Raw genomic sequence first — 20,559 nt, 5'->3', positions numbered from 1 at the left:
AGGACTGGACGAAGCGTCTTTTTGTGTGATTCAATGGTCCGTTTACATAAGTCGGGATCCAAATTCATATTTACATGATATTTTATGAAAGTAACTGTCTAACCTGATGATGAAATGATTATGGTGTGCCGACGAGAAACGGCGAGTTCCCTATAGGATCTGTGATATGATATATGGAACAAGATATGTATCTATATATCTATCGGGAGGATTCCACGTGAAAAAGATTAGCAAGGAGAATGCAGCACATTACATATGGGGCGGAAATTGTGATGGTTGGCATCTCGTTCAAAACGAAACCTTAAGCGTTATTCATGAAAAAATGCCTGCAGGAACGACTGAATCTCGGCATTATCATTCCATAAGCCGTCAGTTTTTTTTCATCCTCCGTGGAGAAGCTTGTATGGAACTTGACGGAGAAGAGCATATTCTGGAGTCTCATGAAGGAATAGAAATTGCACCGGGAATGCCGCATCAGATGCAGAATCGTGGCAGAGCAGAGGTTGAGTTTCTGGTGATTTCCCAGCCAGGTACCCGCGGTGATCGAACAGAACTGGATACATAAATATTATATATAACAAAGGAAGATATACATGAGACCGTTTCGAATTCGCCTTGCCATCATTATGATGGTGCTGATCGGTATCTCCGTCATTATAGCGGGTTATACGATGGGCAGAGTGTTTAAGACGACCCACATTAATGCACTGGAACAGACGATGGTGCGTGAGATCAATTTGCTGAAAGCGACGTTTCCGTTTCATGATGCAAGCGATCCAACGAATGCAGCCACACAGAAATATTACTCAGACCGAGCAGTTGAGCTGGATCGACTGACGGATTCACGGGTAACTTTTATTAACAAAGATGGAATGGTCATTGGAGACTCGGAGAGCGATCCCAATACGATGGATAATCACTTGAACCGTCAGGAGATTAAAGAAGCCAGTGAGCAAAATTATGGTCATTCCATTCGTTATAGTGAAACATTGGGGCAGGACATGCTGTATGTGGCGCTTCCTGTGAATTCGGATCAAAGCGACATGATCGAGTTGCCCAGTGGAAAATTTGACGGATACATTAGGCTGTCCATGAGCCTTGAGGCTGTAGATCAAGGTCTTCAACAGGGCTGGATTTTGATGTTTTTCACCTTGGGACTTCTGTTCCTGATTGTAGCTCTGGTCAGTTATAGGGTTGCACGAGGATTAACGTCACCCATTGAACATATTACGAAGGTGGCCCATCGGATCACCAAGCTGGATTATGATGCGAGAGTGGATGTAACCCGAAATGACGAGATTGGCCAACTGGGACTTGCCATTAACGGGATGGCAGACAGCCTTCAGATGCAGCTGAAAACGATCAGGGATAATGAAGCCCTGCTGCAAAGCGTCCTGGCCAACATGACAGGCGGAATTGTCATGATTGATGCAGGTCAATCCATTGCGCTGGTCAATCGGGAAGCAGAGCGTATGCTTGGCATTCAGGCAGACCGGGTGACTGGCAAGCCGTATATTGAATTGAAGCGGCATTATGAGCTGACCCGTACCATTGAAGAAAGTGTTGCCATGCGAGAGCCCATGCACGAAGAAGTAAGTGTATTCAATCCGGTGGAAAAATTGATTCGTATTGACGGGGTACCCATGTCGGAAGATGATGGTGCGTATCGGGGGATGCTCTTCCTTTTGCAGGACGTGACAGCGATCCGCAGGCTGGAGACGATGCGCAGTGAGTTCGTAGCCAATGTATCTCATGAACTGAAGACTCCTGTGGCTGCAGTCAAAGGGTTTGCTGAAACCCTTCTCAGTGGCGGGGTTCAGGATAAAGAGACAGAGCGTTCATTTCTGCAGATTATATACGATGAGGGTGACAGACTGAATCGATTAATTGGTGATATTCTGGAGTTATCCAAAATCGAATCCAAACGTGCTCCGCTTCAGTGTTCACCTGTGCATGTGCATTCGTTCTTCGAGATGGTTCTGGGTACTCTGTCCAAGGTGGCGGAGAAGAAAGATATTCGTCTGGAGATGAATGTTCCCGAAGAATTATATATTGAAGCTGATGAGGATAAGATGAAGCAGATTTTTATTAATCTCTTATCCAACGGCATTAACTATACCCCTGAGGGCGGGCGGGTAAAATTACAAGTGATGGTTGAACATAACGAGGACGAAGAACAAGTTGTATTTGCAGTTTCAGACACAGGAATAGGTATTCCAAAGAAAGACTTGCCGCGGATATTTGAGCGTTTCTATCGGGTGGACAAAGGCAGATCCCGTAATTCGGGTGGAACTGGACTTGGACTTTCAATTGTGAAACATCTGGTTGAATTGCATCATGGCAAGCTCTCTGTAGAGAGCGAACTTGGCATGGGGACAACGTTTCGTGTTATCCTTCCATTCATTCAGGATGAAGAAATCTAGTGCGATGGAAGCAGAAATGTAAAAGGAATGTACTGTTTTACACAGCGTTAACAATTAGGTGCTATGATAAACAAAGTGTTGTGGCAACAGACAACCTATGAGGAGAGAAGGGGTATCATGGCGCAGCGTTTGCTCGTTATTGAAGATGAACCAACATTATCAAGATTGCTTACGTACAACCTGACACAAGAAGGATATGACGTTATTGCCGAAGATCATGGATCTGCAGGATATGACAGGGCCTTGTCCCAGGAATTTGATCTGATTTTGCTGGATCTGATGCTTCCTGGAATGAATGGTCTGGACATTCTGAACAAGTTACGAATTCAGGGTGTCAGCACACCAGTTATTATTTTGACTGCCAAAAATGGTGAAGCCGAGGTTGTGCAAGGTCTGAAATCAGGTGCTGATGATTATATCACCAAACCGTTTGGTGTATCCGAATTGCTCGCCAGAGTGGATGCCGTGTTAAGACGTTATTCGAATGGTGAGGATCTGCCACAACCCGAGGATAAAGACGGTTCCCGGATTATACTGGGGGAACTGGAGATTTATCCATTGAAATATGAAGTTACACTAGGTGGACAATCCATAAGTTTGCGTCCCAAAGAGTTTGAAGTTCTGCTCTATCTTGCCAAGAAACCCGGTGTTGTACTAACACGGGATGATCTGATGAATGCGGTCTGGGGCTTCGATTATATCGGTGGCCAACGAACGGTGGACGTTCACGTCAGTTCATTGCGGAAGAAGCTGGAGCTGGACCCTGAATCGGTTCATATCGATTCCATTCGCGGTGTAGGTTATAAATTGGTTGTGAAAAGAAAAACTCCCCATCATTCAACCTAACAATGATCGGGGAGTTTTATTTTACATTCTGTTAACATAAAGAATTATTTTCCTTTACGTATAAGGAGTAGGATGAAGCTGTCTGAGTGATACTTTGGACCTACATATCCCATCTCAGGACGGAGCTCATACGTAAAGGAGATTGCGCATTTATGCCCATGTTGCTCGAAGAAAAGCCTGATCAACGAGAAGAAACGATATATACGCAAGAAGTAATAGCAAGCAGATTGGGTCAAGAGGAAAAGACAGCAGTTGATATAAAAAGTCAAGTTCACTTAAAGGACTATTGTCGTAAAGTACCCATGGTTGGGATTCACACCACCTGTGGGGAAGCGGCCGGCATGCTCAATAAGGATCAGGCGTATCCATGTATTGTACTATGTGACGACCAGATGCACCCGCTTGGTCTATTAATGCGGGAAACATTATACAAGATTTTGAATGGGCGCTTTGCAGCCGATTTGTTTTATCACAAACCTATTTCGCGTATTTCCGATTCATCCCCGGTTATTGTAGATATTGGCATGGATGCTTTAGGTATTATTGATATTGCTCTGTCTCGAAGCGAGAAGCAGTTCTATGATTGTTTAATCCTGACGGAAGAGCATAAGGTTTTGGGCGTGCTGACGATGCGGGATGTGATGTCCTTGTCTCGAACACTTCAGCACAAGGCTGGTGAAGAGCGTACACATACCATTACAAACAGTCGGCAGGAGATTTCCGGAATTAATAATTCGATCTCCCATCTCGTACAGGCTGCAAGGAATGCAGGAGAAGAAGCCCAACAGATTATGAAATGGTCAGAGCAAGGGGAGAAGAGTCTGTTGCAGGTTGAGGCTTCGTATAACCGCGTACATGAGCATATGGAAGGACAACGCCAACATGCAGGTGAGATGTTGACTTCGATTGAAACAGGAGCCGGGATGGCGCGTTCCATTCGCTCTCTCGCTGATCAGAGTGGATTGCTTGCGATGAATGCTTCGATTGAGGCCGCTCATGCGGGTGAGTATGGACTTGGATTCCAGGTCGTCGCAGGGGAGATACGTGCTCTGGCCAAACAAACCCGAGAGATTGCGGGCAATATGTCCACCTTGCTGGAAAATATAGGTAAATTGACCCAACAGACTGTGGAACTGGTTAGAGCAAGCTCAGCTGAAATTGCCGACAGTTCGGTTCATGTAACCGCAGGAGGGACGGCCTTTAAACAACTGAGCACTTCAGTGGCTGGCATGTCCCGCATTGCAGAGGGGATTGTCACTGAAGGCAAGAAAGCCGGGGAAATGGCGGAACACATTAACAGGAAGCTTCAGGATATGGTAACTGATTCGTAACCATTGCATATCCTGCGGGAACGGGTTCAGACATCATTCATCATCCGTGATTGAATCAATCAGGGATAGCTGTGAAAGATGTCTTTTTACATTCCGTTAACATGAAAGTGATACTGTTTTTACAATGAGAAGGTAGGATGTTATAGATGGCCAAGAGCCAAGTTCGATCATTGGCATCGGTTAACGTAAAGGGAGTCTGGTTGTCCCTGCAGCGAAGGAGAAGTGAACATCCATGAAGGACCTCATTCATATCGATGGACTAAATTTATACTATGATACGCATCACGCACTTAAAAATATATCGATGGACCTGCCCGAGAGAACGGTTACTGCGTTTATCGGACCATCAGGTTGCGGTAAATCTACCTTGCTTCGTACATTGAACCGGATGAATGACATGATTCCAGGTGTGCGTGTGGAAGGACAAGTTATGTTGGACGGCTCCGACATTTATAGCAATGAGATTGAAGTCGAGACGCTGCGCAAGCGGGTCGGTATGGTGTTCCAACAGCCTAACCCTTTTCCAAAATCCATCTACGATAATGTCGCCTATGGACCACGACTCCATGGGGTGACCCAAAAGGCAGAACTGGATCAACTGGTTGAGCAAAGTCTTGTGCATGCTGCCCTGTGGGATGAAGTGAAAGATGTACTCAAAAAGTCGGCGCTCAGTCTCTCTGGCGGACAACAGCAGCGTCTTTGTATTGCACGAGCCTTGGCCGTGCAACCAGACGTTCTGCTGATGGATGAAGCAACGTCTGCACTTGATCCGATCTCGACGCTCAAAATTGAGGAGCTGGTCAAGGAGCTGCATCATAAGTACACGATTGTGATGGTAACACATAACATGCACCAGGCAGCAAGGGTATCGGGTCGTACTGTGTTTTTCCTGAATGGGGAAGTGGTCGAGGCAGCGGATACAGAAACCTTGTTCTCCACGCCGCAGGATTCACGGACCGAGGATTATATATCCGGACGGTTCGGATAATCAAGCCAATTTCGAACGATCCCGGTGTGTCCGGAGATGATGGATAAGGAGGACATGAAACCAATGATTCGCAGAAAAGAATTTGATCAAGAGCTAGAGGAACTGCGCACACTGCTTCGGCAAATGGGTGAGCATGTAGGAACGGCGCTGGATGGCGCCATTGAAAGTTTACGGACGATGGATGCAGAGAAAGCTCAGGTCATCATCAAGAATGATGCGAATCTGAATGCCCTGGAAGACAAGATTATGGAACTGGGTTCCAAGCTCATCATTACACAGCAGCCGGTAGCGAAGGATCTGCGACGTATTATCGTTGCGTTCAAAATCTCAAGTGATCTGGAACGGATGGGCGACCTCGCACTGGATGTAGCGAAGGTGACACTTCGTATGGAGGGACAGGAGCTTATTAAACCTCTGGTGGACATTCCAAGAATGGCGGAAATCGTCAAGGCGATGATTGATGAATCGATTGAATCCTTCCTGAAGGAAAATACGGATCTCGCCTACAAAATGGCTCAGACGGATGACCAGGTTGACCAATTGTACAGTCATATGATAAGCGACCTCTACTCATTCATGACAGACCATCCAAATAAAGCGTCCCAGGCCATGCTTCTAATGATGGTTGGACGTTATATCGAACGGATTGGTGATCATGCCACGAACATTGGTGAAAGTACAGTGTATCTGGTCACAGGCAAACGCCCGGATCTCAATCAGTAGTTAAGGAAGTACAGTATAATTAAAGAATCGTTTGTTCGAAATCAAGGAGCTTTCTTCCGGCAGCCTGTGCACAGGCTATCGCGGAGGAGGTTCCTTTTTTTGCTGGTAAGAAATGATATGAAAAGATGTCTAATCTTTTTGTTGTAACTGGTGTATATGGTATCATTAGAGTAGATGTAATTGAAGGTTTGACCATACGATACGCGAGGTGCTGGAATGGACAAGTTTATTCTCATAGATGGAAATAGCATTATTTACAGGGCGTTTTTTGCAATGCCGCCCCTGACCAATTCGAAAGGTCTGCATACCAATGCGGTATACGGTTTTACGACGATGCTGCTGCGATTGCTGGAAGAACACAAACCGACACATGTGATGGTGGCATTCGACGCGGGGAAAGTCACGTTCCGTCACGAAGGTTATCAGGAGTATAAGGGTGGTCGGGAGAAAACCCCGCCGGAGCTGTCTGAGCAATTTCCGCTGCTGAAAGAACTGCTTCAGGGTTTCGGTATTGCCCAGTTTGAGCTTGCTGGATTCGAAGCGGACGATATTATTGGAACGTTAACCAAACGTGCCGATGAAGCGGGAAGACAGGTACTGGTTGTATCGGGCGACAAAGATATGTTGCAGCTCGCCTCGGATCATGTTCATATCGGCCTGACGCGCAAAGGGGTCACCGAGATTGAACTGTATGATCCTGCTCAGATCAAGGAGCGCTATGGCTTGACTCCGCTACAAATCATTGACCTCAAAGGTCTGATGGGCGATACGTCCGATAATATTCCGGGCATTCCCGGTGTTGGCGAGAAAACGGCGCTGAAGCTGCTTCATCAGTTCGGATCGGTAGAGGACGTTCTGAATGGCACTAGCGAGCTGAAAGGTAAAATGAAAGAAAAGATCGAGGCACATGCCGAAGATGCACGGATGAGCAAGCAGCTTGCCACGATCCACCGAGAAGTTCCGTTGGACAAAACTTGGGAAGATATGCAGTTTGCCGGGTTGAAAGAGGAATTAGCAGGTCCGGCTTTGGCCAAGCTCGAATTCAAGTCTCTGCTCGAACGTCTTTCATTCCGTGGAAGCATCGTCTCTGAGCAGGAAGCTGTTCCCGCTGCCGAGGTAGAGTCCTCCATCGCCACAGAGGAAACGATTGGAGAGCTGTTTGGCTCACTTGAATCCATTGATGTGCTGCATGTGGAGACACATGGCGATAACCCGCATCAGGCGAAACTGATTGGACTTGCAGTGGGTTCAGCTGGAAACTACACCTTCCTGTCACCCGAATTGCTTCAGTCCAGTGCAGCTGCTCCGGTACGGGAATGGCTCGGCAATCCGGAACGGCCCAAGCGCGGATATGATCTGCATCGTGTCGATCTGGCGCTGCATGCGCATGGTATCGAGTTCGCAGGAGCATCCTTCGATGCACAGCTGGCTGCGTATTTGCTCGATCCAACCGAAGCCAATCAGACCATCAGTGGCTTAACCACGAAATATGGTCTGCCTTCCCTGGTGGAGGATGATACCGTTCTCGGCAAAGGGGCAAAATACAAGGTACCTGACAAAGATATACTGGGAGATTTCCTGTGCCGCAAAGCGGCAGCCGTAGCAGCCATTATTCCACTTCAGGAGCAGGCGCTGGAGAGCAATGAGATGAATTCTCTTTTCCATGAACTGGAGATGCCGTTGTCACGTATTCTTGCTGATATGGAGAAACAGGGGATAAAAGCGAATACGGCAGATTTGAAAGCTTTGGGTAGTGAGTTCGAAGAAAATATCAGCAGATTGATGGCGGAAATCTACAAGCTTTCCGGTACGGAATTCAATCTGAATTCACCGAAACAACTGGGTGAGATTTTATTCGATAAACTGGGTCTGCCTGTGGTGAAGAAAACCAAGACAGGCTACTCGACAGATGCCGAAGTATTGGAGAAACTGGCCCCTTATAATGATGTGGTGAAGCTGATCCTGCAATATCGTCAGCTTGCCAAGTTGCAGTCCACCTATGTAGAAGGGCTGCTTAAGGAGATCTCGGATAAAGATGGCAAGGTTCACACGTTTTATCGTCAGACGATTGCGGCAACAGGACGTCTGAGCAGTCAATTCCCGAACTTGCAGAACATTCCGATTCGGATGGAGGAAGGCCGCAAAATCCGGAAGGTGTTCGTTCCTTCCGAACCTGGGTGGTCCATTCTCGCAGCAGACTATTCACAGATTGAACTGCGTGTTCTCGCACATATTTCGGACGACGAACGACTTAAGGAAGCTTTTGTCAACGATATGGATATCCATACGAAGACCGCTTCGGATGTGTTTGGAGTGAAGCCTGAGGAAGTGGATGGAGATATGCGCCGTTCAGCCAAGGCGGTTAACTTCGGTATCGTTTATGGAATAAGCGATTACGGTTTGTCCCAGAACTTGCATATTACCCGTAAAGAGGCTGCGCAGTTTATCGATCAATACTTCGAAGTATTCCAGGGCGTTCGCCGATATATGGACGATATTGTGAAGGAAGCGCGTCAGGATGGTTATGTCAAAACGATGCTGGAACGTCGCCGCTATCTGCCGGAGATTAATGCGAGCAACTTCAACCTTCGTTCTTTTGCGGAGCGTACAGCAATGAATACACCGATTCAGGGAACGGCGGCAGATATTATCAAGCTGGCCATGGTTCAGATGGACGAAGCGCTGCGTGAACGCAAGCTGAAGAGTCGTATGCTGCTTCAGGTACACGATGAGCTTGTTTTCGAAGTTCCTGCCGATGAACTGGAGCTCATGAAAGAGCTCGTACCTTCAGTGATGGAAAAAGCATTAAAGCTGTCTGTACCGCTGAAAGCGGAAGTCAGCTACGGGGAAAACTGGTACGAAGCCAAATAGCAGGCTCTGAGCGGGTTTCCCGTTATTTTACAATATGCCCTTCAATTGCTTTCGACACAAGAAGGGGTCCCGCTGGGCGCCATCTTCCGTTATAATATAAGGGAGGTGAGAACATCATGCCGGAATTACCGGAAGTCGAAACAGTCAGAAGAACATTGAATCAACTTATTGTGGGCAAGACCATTGACTCAGTTACCGTTAGCTTGCCGCGGATTATTCAGCGGCCGGACGACATAGATGCATTTGCACTGGAACTTGCGGGACATACCGTTATGGGTGTGGAGCGCAGAGGCAAGTTTTTGCGTATTTTGCTGGACGGGCTGGTGCTTGTCTCCCATCTGCGGATGGAAGGTAGGTACGGGGTGTACCAGCAGCATGAGGAAGTGGAGAAGCATACCCATGTTATCTTTCACTTTACTGATGGTACAGAATTACGTTATAAGGATGTTCGCCAGTTTGGTACAATGCATCTATTCAGCGCAGGCGAGGAACTGGTGTCCAAACCTTTGTTAAAGCTGGGGTTGGAACCGCTGGATCCTGCCTTTACAGTAGATGCATTCCGGGAAGCTGTTGGCAAGCGGACAACCAAAATCAAGGCTGTGCTGTTAAATCAGGCATATGTGGTCGGGATCGGGAATATTTATGTGGACGAGGCTTTATTCCGCGCAGGCATTCATCCGGAGACCATTGCCAAGACGTTATCAGAAGCCCAGTTAACCGTATTGCATGAAGCGATTGTGGCTACACTTCAGGATGCGGTGGATGCAGGTGGATCTTCCATCAAATCATATGTGAATGGACAAGGCGAGATGGGGATGTTTCAGCATCAGTTGAAAATATATGGACGCAAGTCCGAACCCTGTGCAACGTGTGGTACATTAATCGAGAAGAGCGTAGTAGGCGGCAGGGGCACACATTATTGTCCAAAGTGTCAACCGCTGCGATGAATCGGTACCAGGCACGGTAGCATGATTTTAATCGTCAAATTGTAGCACCCTTGGATTCCTCCCTCCATATACTGATATGGCAGAAATAAGCGGGCGTATACCCATACTGGCAACTGTCGGTTGGAACGAGTTCGCACAGGGGAGGAATCCGGGGTGCTGCATCATTTTATTTCATTGCTGGCGCTGGCTTTGGCGCTTAGTTTAGATGGTTTTGGAGTCGGGATTACATATGGGCTGCGGAGAACCAAAATTCCGGTGTTATCCATTGCCGTCATTTCTATCTGTTCGGGTCTGGTTATTGCGTTATCCATGCAAGTGGGGGTGCTTCTGTCTCATGTGGTATCTCCGGATGTGGCTTCGATGGTTGGGGCAGTCATTCTGATCGGTATTGGCGCATGGTCGTTGCTGCAACTTCTTCGAAAACAGGGCAAGGAACAACTGGAGACAGACAATGGATTGGATGAGGGAGCAGAAGCAGGAATGATCCGAGGTGGAAGTATAGCAGCACCGGAGGCTCTGTTAAACGGTAGAAATCAGGTGCTTGCGCTTGATCTGGAGCAATCTGCCTCCGGTGGATCTCTGGAACGAATGGTCTTTACAATCGAGCTGAGAAAATTGGGTGTTGTGATTCAGATCCTGCGCAGCCCCTCGAAGGCGGATATGGATAACTCGGGGAGTATTTCCGTACAGGAAGCGATGTGGCTTGGTATAGCTCTGTCTCTGGATGCTTTTGGTGCAGGACTGGGAGCGGCATTACTTGGATTTCCCACGTTGTGGACGGCATTAATTATTGCATTGTTTAGCGGGGCATTTCTGTTACTGGGTATGAAGGTTGGCTTGCGATTCGCTGCTCTGCGTTGGATGCGAAGATTATCTGTACTGCCAGCACTTTTATTAATGATTATGGGAATAATGAAGTTGTTGTGAGGTGAAATCATGAATATTGGCTTAACCGGCGGGATCGCGACAGGCAAAAGCAGTGTGTCCGCCTTTCTCGCCAGTAAGGGAGCGTTGCTCATTGATGCAGATGTTATTGCCCGGGAAGTGATGCTGCCCGGGCATCCCGTTTTGACTGCGGCTGTTCAGCGGTTCGGACAAGCCATTCTAAATGAGGACGGAACATTGGATCGGAAGAAGCTGGGCAGTATTGTTTTTCAGAGTCCGGAAGAACGGAAAGCATTGGAGGCTATTACGCATCCTGCGATCCGTAAGGAGATGCGTGAGCGTGCTGCTGCATATGAGCTGGAGCATCCGGACAAGCTTGTTGTATCGGATATCCCTTTATTGTACGAGTCTGGGCTGGAGGATGGCTTCGAAGAAGTGATGGTTGTGTACGTCCCGAGATCTGTACAACGGGAACGGCTAATGAGCCGGGATGGAATGACGGCGGAACAGGCTGAGGCCCGGATGGACGTGCAGATGGACATTGAAGACAAGAAGCAGCGTGCAGACATTGTCATCGATAACAGCGGCTTATGGTCAGAGACGGAGAAACAAATCATTTCATTTTTGCATGGTAAGGGCTTATTATGAGATTGCTGCGTAAGAAACGGGTTTTATTGTTGATGTTTGTGTCTTTTGTTTTGGTCCTGTTCCTGAATACGAATTGGATGGCCTGGTTCTATCCCATTCATTACAAGGAAGAGATTCGTGCCCAGTCACAGAGTTATGAGGTCGATCCGTTTCTCATCGCTTCCATCATCAAGGTGGAGACCAATTTTAAGACGAGCAAGGAATCAAAGAGAGGTGCCATTGGGCTGATGCAGCTCATGCCGGACACCGCGAACTGGATTATGGAACAAGGCAAAATTCCGGGCACATCGCTGGAAGAATTGAAGCATGAACCTGAAAGAAATATTCAGTTAGGTACGTGGTATCTACGCAATCTGTCAGACCAATTCAATGGAAATGAAGCGGCAATGATTGCCGCATACAATGCAGGTCCAGGCAAAGTAAATTCATGGCTAAGGGATGGTGTTTGGGACGGCTCATTCGAGACGGTCAAGGATATTCCGTTTGGTGAGACCCGGCACTATGTACAACGAGTCATTTATTATTATAATCAATATGTAAAGATCTATAATACGTTCTAAGGTAGACATTTCAGTTGATATAGGTTTGGATGGATTTTTAAATGTACTTATCGTTGTCTAAAATAAGTAGAAGCACAGAGCAGGCCGGTTATTCACCGGCCGCCCCATGCTCCTCTGTGTTACCGTATTACAATGAAGAAGATATTATTGGTATTGACCTGCCAATTGCTGTTCTGCAATTGTTACCAGACGCTTCGTGATGTATCCACCGATCGAACCGTTCTCGTAAGAAGTCATGTTACCTTGGTATCCGTCTTGTGGAATGCTGATTCCGAGTTCTTGAGCAACTTCATATTTCATTTGCTCGAGAGCTGCGGAGGCTTTAGTTACCACCAGGTTGTTGGAGTTACCATTGCTTTGGGCCATTGCTGTTCACCTCCTCGCGGTTGGTAAAAGTATTATGTGTCGGCAATGCGATTTTCATAACTAAATAGGTACAGGGAATTTGTGGTAAAAGTAAAACATGGGAAGTGATCTGAATTGAAATGTCCTTATTGCGCGTATCTGGGCACAAAAGTGCTTGATTCAAGGCCAGCCAATGAATCGAAATCGATTCGTCGTCGTCGGGAGTGTGAACAATGCAGCCGACGATTTACAACTTTTGAAATGGTGGAAGAAACGCCGCTGATCGTGATCAAGAAAGATGGCAGTCGGGAGGAATTCAGCCGGGACAAGATTCTCCGTGGACTGATCCGGGCTTGTGAGAAACGTCCCGTCTCGGTAGAGACACTGGAGATGATGGTATCCGAAACGGAAAAGGCTTTGCGGAATACAGCCGATGCTGAAGTCGAGAGCCGCCAAATTGGCGAACTGCTGATGGAACAGCTGTTTCCGGTGGACGAAGTAGCTTATGTACGTTTTGCTTCGGTGTATCGTCAATTCAAAGACATTAATATGTTTATGAAAGAATTAAAATCCCTTTTGTCCAAAGAAGACATCGAGGATTAATGGAGTGCATAAGGGGAGAAGAGCAGTCTGGGTTACGGTCATCTGTTCCAGGTTAAAGGTTGTTCTTCTCCAATCACTTTCATTTCATGAAAAAGTGGTTGACAGCGAAAGCTGTATTTTATATGATATAGGAGTCGCCTACGGAATGTTGCAAAGTAGGACAACTTAGTAAGGGGCCTTAGCTCAGCTGGGAGAGCGCATCGCTGGCAGCGATGAGGTCAGGGGTTCGATCCCCCTAGGCTCCATAACGAAAAGAACGCCGTCACATTATGTGACGGCGTTCTTTTCGTTATGGCTTTAGCCAGTTGAGTGTGTGAAACGCGCGAAACAAAAAAAACACCCGCTATGCGGGTGGAGAGACCCCGGGTTTGACCACCATGACCATTCTAATAAAATTGAGATGTTCAGGCTCAAAAGAAAGGAATGGTCATCAATGGCAACCAAGAGCTACAGCCTAGCTCACACAAAGTGGATGTGTAAATACCATATTGTGTTCACCCCGAAATATAGACGGAAAGAAATCTATAATCAAGTAAGAAGAGATTTAATCGAAATATTCAAACGTTTGTGTAAGTACAAGGGAGTAGAGATTATAAAAGGTCACGCCCGATCATGTCCATATGCTGGTAGCAATTCCACTGAAAATGGCAGTCTCGACGTTCATGGGATATCTAAAGGGAAAAAGGTCGCTCATGATATTCGAAAAACATGCCCAGCTCAAGTATAAATACGGAAATCGAAAATTTTCGGCAGAAGGGTACTACGTGAGTACAGTAGGTCTAAATGAAGCAACGGTGAGAAAGTATATTCGTGAGCAAGAAGCGCATGATCAAGCGGTAGATAAGCTGAGTGCAAAAGAATACGAAGATCCATTCAGCAATAATAGGAGCAAAAAGAAGTAAAACCAGTTTAACTGGTAAGTGAAAGTGACAAATAACACTGAGCCTCGAAGAGCTGGCAGTGCAAATCAATATGGACCCTCAGGTTCTCAGAACGACGATTGATAAGTAGAACTCCTATGTGGATGCGGGTTTTGATCCGGAGTTCCATAAGGATACGGTTAGCTTAAAAGTCGAGAAGGCTCCATTCTACGCTACACCTAGAAAACCTGCAGTTCACCATACGATGGGCGGTATCAAGGCCGACACGAAAAGTTTTGGATGAAAACGGTCAGCCCATAGCACACCTGTATGCCGCTGGAGAAGTGGCAGGAGGGATACATGCAGGCAATCGTTTAGGCGGTAATGCCTTCACGGATATCTTTACTTTTGGACGAATCGCTGGTAAGAATGCTGTGGATGAGATGAATGATGGAGAGAATGTAAATAAAGAAATGTAGAAATGTAGATTGATGTAGTGCTCCCCTTGGAAACAACATGGAGATAAACCTGCCATGTCTCCGATGAATCCCAAGGGGGGTATTTTGTTTTGAATAAAAGTTTAAGGGGCGGCTTGCTCTGCTGCTACAGGAGCCATTTTTTGGCGAACCAGAGCCGGTAGAGACTTTAAGTAGAAGAAACTTACGGCAACAGTACAAATAGCCAGTGTAAGATGAAGCCATGTCACGTTGATCCATACAGGGAAAGCCAAACTAATTGTCCCTAGTGCTAATGAATGGCCGAGCATCATAACGGGTTCAATGAGTGAATTCACCCGTCCCATTGTCTGAGGCGGAACAAGCTCCGGAAGCCAGCTTCCCAGTGCTATGTTGATGGGAGCAATCGCGATTCCCGCGAACAGAATAATAACGAAATAGAGCTCTACGCGAGTTGCGAGACCCAATCCCGCCAAGAGCAGGCTTGCCAAAAATAGACAAGTGATAAGGATCGGCGTTCTTGTGTAACGTCGGATCAGAATGGGGCCCAAAATGCTGCCAATCAAAAAGCCAACTCCCATAAAGACGGTGACTAGTGATGAATGGACAACATACTGATCTGGACTGAGTTTGTACTTCATTGAAAAAATAGGGAGGACAGAAAATACACCGTTAACAATACCAAAAAACATAAATCCGCTAATCAAAATAAGCAGAAGCCGGTTATGTATAATATATCGAAGCCCCTGCCAGAAGTCTTTAATAACATGAGAGAAGCGAAGATCTCGTACACGGTTCTTTCCGTTTGGCATACGTGCATGTTCTGGGAAATTGGCCCAGGCGAGGAGTGAACCAGACAAGAGGAAACTGAAAAAATCCACAATAATGGCTCCCTCAATACCAATAAAATGGTAAGCTGTTGCTCCCAGACTCAGTCCAAAGAGCATGAATACTCCTGAAATAACCTGAATTAACCCGGAAGCGTGAACGTACTGATCTTGACCAATACTGCCTTGGAGAAGCCCCATTTCGGCCGGTCCGAAAAACTTGGAGACTGAACTGCGGAGAAACAGGATCAAAAAACACATGAACAGCACGTCATAGTGAACAAAAAGCAGCAGCAACAAGGTTAAGAGCGCCCTAATCCAGTCACTGTATGTGGCAATATGTTTGCGATCAAAACGGTCTGCAATGACACCAACTACCCAGAACACGGCCAAGGTTGGAAGTGAATACATAAGCTCTGCCATACTGGCTAACGATGGCTGATTACTGAAGCGATCCACCATATAATAAGCGAAGGCCATATTTCCAACGACATTTCCCAACTGTGAAGTAAAGGTCGCCAGAAAGAGTTTTAGAAAGGTAGGATTACGGAAAAGTTCCTTCATTTAGTTTTCCTCCGAATGTTCAGGTTTGTAAATTATCGCTGGGTGCAGCAGTGTTCTCAGATACGTGGTCAACGCTTCAAACTGCATACTGGTTTTTGCTTTTTCGGTACCTACAGTGATGGTGTGGGTCATAATACCTTCCTGATACGATGCTGCGAGTCTGGAAATGTCCATAGGGTCCATCGTTGGTGAGAACTCTCCCCGCTCAACTCCGATTTGAATTAATCTTGCAAATTGAGCAACACCTGAATTGTAACGTTCCATCAGCAAGCCCCGGCGTTCTTCATCCCGTGAGCCAATCAGGGAATATTCATAGAATGCGGACTGCAGTCCGGCATCCGGGAAACGGAGTAGTTCCTCCAATTGCTGTGAATATAGGTCGAGAATGATTTTCCAGATCGATAATGAAGAATCAATTAACGCATCCACATGATCTTTATGCTGCAGGTCCTGCCACTGAAGTAATGCTTCGAAGATTTCTTCCTTGCTTTGGAAATACAAATAAATCCATCCTCTGCTCATTCCAGCTTCTTCAACAATGTCTTTTAATGTAGTCGCCCCATAACCTTTTTGTTCAAATGCACGTTTGGCTGCTTCAAGAATTTGCAGATTTCGCTGCTCTTTTTGATCGTCGGATAACTTCGGAGACATCTGATCGGTTCCCCCTTTTCCCTAAAATGAATCGCGATTTATTATATTATAAATGACACTGGATTCATTTTCAATAGACCTAAAAAATAAATTGAACTGTTTAAGTAATTGCTGATATAATGTGTTTAAATGTAATATATTTGTATTTAAATCCTTATTTTTCAACAAAAATACGAAAAAAATCGTGTAACAACGCATCTCTAATATCAAATATTGTCGAACAAATGGTTTTGGGGGGATGTTATGCAGACCGCACTGCTGTTTCCGGGTCAGGGATCACAATACATAGGCATGGGGCAGGAATTGTTCACCAGTTCCCTATTAGCCAGAAGAACGTTTGAAGAGGCATCAGAGATATTGGGAAACAGCGTATCGAAACTTTGTTTTCAAGGGGATTTGGCAGAGTTAACCCGGACCGAGTACGCACAGCCGTGCATTTTGACGGTTGGTATCGCTGCCTTTCGTGTGTTAATGGAGAAGACGGAACTCAATCCAGTCTATTTGGCCGGACATAGTCTTGGAGAGATCACTGCACTGACCGCCTCGGGAGCCTTACATTTTGCGGATGCCATTCGTCTCGTGCGTCTTAGAGGCATGTTGATGCGGGATGCTCAGATGCAGAGAGCCGGCTCAATGCTCGCTGTTCATGGTCTTAGCTCACAAGTCATTGAGAAGGAATGTCGTGAGCCTGAATTCCGGGGTCAAGTGGTCATTTCCAATCTGAATTCCAGCCGTCAAACAGTCGTTTCAGGTTATATGGATGCGCTCTCGATGATTCAAAACCGATTTGTCGCGCTGGGAGGTTACGTTACACCTCTTCAGGTGGGCGGTGCTTTCCATAGTCCATTGATGAAGGATGCAGCAATGAAATTGTATGATGAACTTAGTTGTATGCGTTTTCATCCCATGCGGTACTCGGTTCTTTCCAATGTTACGGCGCTTCCGTATCCTTCCGAGACCTGCATACCCTCCTTTTTATCAGAACAGATGGTAGAGAAAGTTCACTGGCAGGGGTGCGTCCAATTCCTTATGGAAAGGCAGATTAACAACCTGATCGAGGTTGGACCAGGTAGTGTGTTAAGTAACATGCTGAGAAGAGAGAGACCTGAATCATGCCTGATTCATCCTACAGACAAGAAGGAGGACTGGCAGAAGCTCATGAAGGACAGGGCTCCGAAGGGAACTGAAAATGCGCCATATGCCCGTTATTTAAAGGCTGCACTTTGTGCCAGAAACCACAACATTCACGTTGAAACTTCGGACTATCTGGAAGAGGTTGCGGGGTCCTTTCGGGAGTTAGAGCGGCTTGCTAAGTCGGAGGAGTTTGCAGGCGGCAATGATAAAGCTCTCAAAGCCTTAAAACACATTTTGGATTGTAAGATGACTCCTGCTCCACAACGGGGAGATATTCTCAGTCATATAGCTGAAGAAGGAGTGGTTCAGCATGTTTAGTACGCTCAATGAAGCCTTGTGTCGTCACACTGAATTGGAAGAGCGAGGTATCACCTTTGTTGAGGGGGAATTCCAAAGCGAGTTTTGCAACTTTGCAGAGCTCTATCAGTCCTCGATGTCTGCCGTGCATCTGCTAAGAAAGAACGGAGTAAGTGAAGGATCTGAAGTGATTTTGCAGTTGGATAACACCCGTGATTTCCTGGTTATTTTCTGGGCCTGTCTGCTTGGCGGCATCATCCCTGTTCCTTTGACGGTGAGTAAAAATGAAGAAGCGCTGGCAAAAACGTTGCGTGTAACCGGTGTGTTGAAGCATCCCTTTATCGTGGCGGAATCGCGCCATCTCGCCGAGCTTCGTGAGCGTCTGTCCTGCTTTCCAGATCGAAACTGTGTTCTTCTGGACGTCAAGAACCTGATGAACCAGACCGTTGAACATCATGAGAAACCTGTTCTTGCTCGCCCTGACGATATTGCTTTTATTCAGTTTTCTTCGGGGACAACGGGAGAGCCCAAGGGTATCAAGCTGACACATCGCAAGCTTCTCGCGAACATATATGATCTCGAAGAGCGTTTGGGAGCCTCCTCAGAGGATGCTTTTCTGAATTGGATGCCCCTGACTCACGACCTCGGCATGATTATGTTCCACTTGCTCCCGCTGGTTGCCGGTTTGAACCAATATCAGATGCCAACCTGGCTTTTCATCCGCAGGCCTGTACTCTGGTTACAGTTGGCCAGCCAGTTCAAGGCAACGATGCTTGCTTCGCCCAATTTCGGAATCAAGTATTTTTTGAATGCGTATCATAAAGCTGCGAATCAGCGCTACTTTGATTTGGATTTAAGCCGGATCAAGGCTGTCGTGAATGGTGCGGAACCTATTGATGTGGAGGCCTGTCAACAATTTTTAGACGAGATGGCCATTTATGGGCTTGATGGGAAAACGATGAAAATGGGCTATGGCATGGCTGAAGCTTGTGTGGCGGTGTGTATTCAGGAGCAGCACGAAGCATTTACGACGTATTATGTCCGCAGGGATAGTCTCAATGTCGGGGACCAGGCTCATTTTCTATCAAGTGAGGATGAAGCAGGCCTGGCACTCTCTGGAACGGGAACCCCGCTACGAAGCAGTCAGGTGAGAGTATGTGACGATTCAGGTCGAACTCTCCCCAAAGGTTATGTCGGATTTATCCAGATCAAGGGTGCTAATATTACGGATGGATACTATAACAATGAAGAAGCGACCAACAATCTGTTTACTCCGGACGGTTGGGCCCATACAGGTGATCTTGGCTTTCTTATAAATAACCATTTGGTGTTTACGGGGAGAACCAAAGATATCATCATTATTAACGGTTCCAACTATTACCCCTATGATATTGAACGAATCGCAGAGGAATGCACGGATTTGAAAATCAAACGCATGATTGCCTGTGGTATATACAGAGAAGATACAGGGACGGAAGAAGCAGCACTGTTTGTTTTGTACAGGGACAAGCTGGAAGAGTTCGGACGTTACGCGGATCAGATTCGCAGACATGTGAACCAAGTGATGGGTATCCATCTTTCCGTTATCCTGCCGATTTCGAAAATACATCAAACGACCAGTGGCAAACTGCAGCGTTATAAATATATTGAGAAATACAAAGAGGGAGCATTTCGGAACGTAGAAGACGAATTAACAAAATGGGAGGAACTTCGGGAACAGGAAGTACTGGTACAAAGACCCGAGGACAAGACGCAGCAAGCGTTGTTTGACATATGGTGTAAGCTGCTTGGCAAGAAACATGTTGGGGTCAATGACAGCTTTTTTGAGATAGGCGGAACTTCCATTCTCGTGATGCAGATGCTTGAGGAAGTGGACCTTCTATATCCGGATGTCATCACGTTAACCGATATTTTTGCGTATCCTTCAGTGGCACAGCTTGCACAACTGATTTCAGGCTCGCAGGAATTGCCAAGAAAGAAGCTGCAGCTGCAGGCGGTACAATTGGAAGCACCGTACTTCGAAGCGGTGTGGAGTGGAGCAGAGAATCAGTATCGCATGGCGGTAGACCCGGCGCAACGAAGTCGTTTTCAAACACTTTGTCTCGAGTTGCAGATTGCCGAGGAAGCAATATGGCTTGCCCTTCTTTCCAACGCCATGTATGACATATCGATCGACTCTAAAGTGACTGTTCATACTATGATGGACGGCAAAGGCTGGATTGTGCCTTTTAACGTGGATTTTGCAGAAGTAGAGAGGATAGAAGATCTGCTCTTATTGGCAGGTGTGAAGAAAAAAGTGGGCGAAGCAGAGGTGTACCACAAGAGAGATATTGAGAAATATGTGCCTCGCATTGAACCGGGATATGCCCGCTGTCTGTTCGTACGGAAGGGTTGGTTACATACAGAGGATGCCCTTCATGGCGTATTCGATATGATCATGGAGTGGCAGGATATGACAGATTCAGTAGAGCTATTTTTCCGCTATAACCCTTCCAGAATGAACGGGGTTCTTATGAAAGGGCTGTTCCAGACGATCGCGGACTCATTAGAGTCTTTACTGAGTGTTGATATTGTTTCCAACAGATCGGTATCACAGTGAGT

General features: G+C 46.5%; 17 protein-coding genes, 1 tRNA gene and 2 pseudogenes. 17 read left to right on the top strand and 3 right to left on the bottom strand.

The annotated features are described in order from the left end of the window. The first annotated feature begins 217 nt into the window (after positions 1-217). The 11 genes from PPA03S_RS30225 (at position 218) to PPA03S_RS30175 (ending at position 12,222) form a co-directional block, all read left to right on the top strand. Positions 218-565, top strand: coding sequence for a cupin domain-containing protein (locus PPA03S_RS30225; protein ID WP_245683768.1), 348 nt, complete (start codon positions 218-220; stop codon positions 563-565). 28 nt (positions 566-593) lie between these two features. After that, a complete protein-coding gene (gene pnpS / locus PPA03S_RS30220; protein ID WP_062329562.1) occupies positions 594-2,423 on the top strand; it encodes a two-component system histidine kinase PnpS in 1,830 nt (609 codons plus the stop codon). Between the two features lie 117 nt (positions 2,424-2,540). Next, on the top strand, positions 2,541-3,269 hold the full coding sequence (locus tag PPA03S_RS30215; protein WP_062329560.1) for a response regulator transcription factor: 729 nt from the start codon (positions 2,541-2,543) through the stop codon (positions 3,267-3,269). Positions 3,270-3,421: 152 nt separating this feature from the next. Beyond that, positions 3,422-4,600 carry a methyl-accepting chemotaxis protein gene (locus tag PPA03S_RS30210; RefSeq protein ID WP_062329559.1) on the top strand — a complete coding sequence of 393 codons (1,179 nt, stop codon included), beginning with the start codon at positions 3,422-3,424 and terminating at the stop codon, positions 4,598-4,600. A gap of 232 nt (positions 4,601-4,832) precedes the next feature. After that, complete coding sequence (pstB, locus tag PPA03S_RS30205) at positions 4,833-5,588, top strand: phosphate ABC transporter ATP-binding protein PstB (RefSeq protein WP_062329557.1); 756 nt, start codon at positions 4,833-4,835, stop codon at positions 5,586-5,588. 63 nt (positions 5,589-5,651) lie between these two features. Continuing rightward, complete coding sequence (gene phoU, locus PPA03S_RS30200) at positions 5,652-6,311, top strand: phosphate signaling complex protein PhoU (protein ID WP_062329555.1); 660 nt, start codon at positions 5,652-5,654, stop codon at positions 6,309-6,311. 216 nt (positions 6,312-6,527) lie between these two features. After that, positions 6,528-9,182 (top strand): DNA polymerase I, encoded by a 2,655-nt coding sequence (gene polA / locus PPA03S_RS30195; RefSeq protein WP_062329553.1) that lies wholly within the window; start codon positions 6,528-6,530, stop codon positions 9,180-9,182. 116 nt (positions 9,183-9,298) lie between these two features. Further along, positions 9,299-10,129, top strand: a complete 831-nt coding sequence (mutM, locus tag PPA03S_RS30190; RefSeq protein ID WP_062329551.1) for a DNA-formamidopyrimidine glycosylase — start codon at positions 9,299-9,301, stop codon at positions 10,127-10,129. 153 nt (positions 10,130-10,282) lie between these two features. Further along, complete coding sequence (locus PPA03S_RS30185) at positions 10,283-11,056, top strand: manganese efflux pump (RefSeq protein WP_062329549.1); 774 nt, start codon at positions 10,283-10,285, stop codon at positions 11,054-11,056. Positions 11,057-11,065: 9 nt separating this feature from the next. Further along, positions 11,066-11,662, top strand: coding sequence for a dephospho-CoA kinase (coaE, locus tag PPA03S_RS30180; protein ID WP_062329547.1), 597 nt, complete (start codon positions 11,066-11,068; stop codon positions 11,660-11,662). Beyond that, positions 11,659-12,222, top strand: coding sequence for a lytic transglycosylase domain-containing protein (locus tag PPA03S_RS30175; protein ID WP_062329545.1), 564 nt, complete (start codon positions 11,659-11,661; stop codon positions 12,220-12,222). The genes coaE and PPA03S_RS30175 overlap by 4 nt, the downstream gene beginning before the upstream one ends. A 144-nt stretch (positions 12,223-12,366) precedes the next feature. On the opposite strand, the gene PPA03S_RS30170 is transcribed toward PPA03S_RS30175, so the two are convergent. Continuing rightward, complete coding sequence (locus PPA03S_RS30170) at positions 12,367-12,588, bottom strand: alpha/beta-type small acid-soluble spore protein (RefSeq protein ID WP_017689472.1); 222 nt, start codon at positions 12,586-12,588, stop codon at positions 12,367-12,369. Positions 12,589-12,702: 114 nt separating this feature from the next. Between PPA03S_RS30170 and nrdR the strand changes: the two genes are divergently transcribed. The 4 genes and pseudogenes from nrdR to PPA03S_RS34305 form a co-directional block, all read left to right on the top strand. Beyond that, positions 12,703-13,170, top strand: coding sequence for a transcriptional regulator NrdR (gene nrdR / locus PPA03S_RS30165; protein WP_024629154.1), 468 nt, complete (start codon positions 12,703-12,705; stop codon positions 13,168-13,170). Between the two features lie 172 nt (positions 13,171-13,342). Continuing rightward, positions 13,343-13,415: transfer RNA gene (locus PPA03S_RS30160), tRNA-Ala, on the top strand. Positions 13,416-13,603: 188 nt separating this feature from the next. Beyond that, positions 13,604-14,072 (top strand): annotated as a pseudogene (gene tnpA / locus PPA03S_RS30155) (IS200/IS605 family transposase). A 40-nt stretch (positions 14,073-14,112) separates the two neighbouring features. Continuing rightward, positions 14,113-14,509, top strand: a pseudogene (locus tag PPA03S_RS34305) (FAD-binding protein); the annotation flags it as partial. A gap of 101 nt (positions 14,510-14,610) precedes the next feature. On the opposite strand, the gene PPA03S_RS30145 reads toward PPA03S_RS34305, so the two are convergent. Beyond that, entirely contained in the window at positions 14,611-15,876 is a 1,266-nt protein-coding gene (locus tag PPA03S_RS30145; protein WP_062329541.1) for an MFS transporter, read from the bottom strand. After that, complete coding sequence (locus PPA03S_RS30140) at positions 15,877-16,527, bottom strand: TetR/AcrR family transcriptional regulator (protein ID WP_062329539.1); 651 nt, start codon at positions 16,525-16,527, stop codon at positions 15,877-15,879. It lies immediately after the preceding gene. A gap of 213 nt (positions 16,528-16,740) precedes the next feature. Between PPA03S_RS30140 and fabD the strand changes: the two genes are divergently transcribed. Together fabD and PPA03S_RS30130 are read left to right on the top strand one after the other, a co-directional pair. Beyond that, a complete protein-coding gene (fabD, locus tag PPA03S_RS30135) occupies positions 16,741-17,979 on the top strand; it encodes an ACP S-malonyltransferase (protein WP_217998979.1) in 1,239 nt (412 codons plus the stop codon). After that, positions 17,972-20,557 carry an AMP-binding protein gene (locus PPA03S_RS30130; RefSeq protein ID WP_062329535.1) on the top strand — a complete coding sequence of 862 codons (2,586 nt, stop codon included), beginning with the start codon at positions 17,972-17,974 and terminating at the stop codon, positions 20,555-20,557. The genes fabD and PPA03S_RS30130 overlap by 8 nt, the downstream gene beginning before the upstream one ends. Positions 20,558-20,559: the final 2 nt, after the last annotated feature.

This window comes from Paenibacillus pabuli NBRC 13638 (genome assembly GCF_001514495.1).
In the GTDB taxonomy this organism is placed as follows: Bacteria; Bacillota; Bacilli; order Paenibacillales; family Paenibacillaceae; genus Paenibacillus; species Paenibacillus pabuli.
This window is presented reverse-complemented; position numbering and strand designations above follow the sequence as displayed.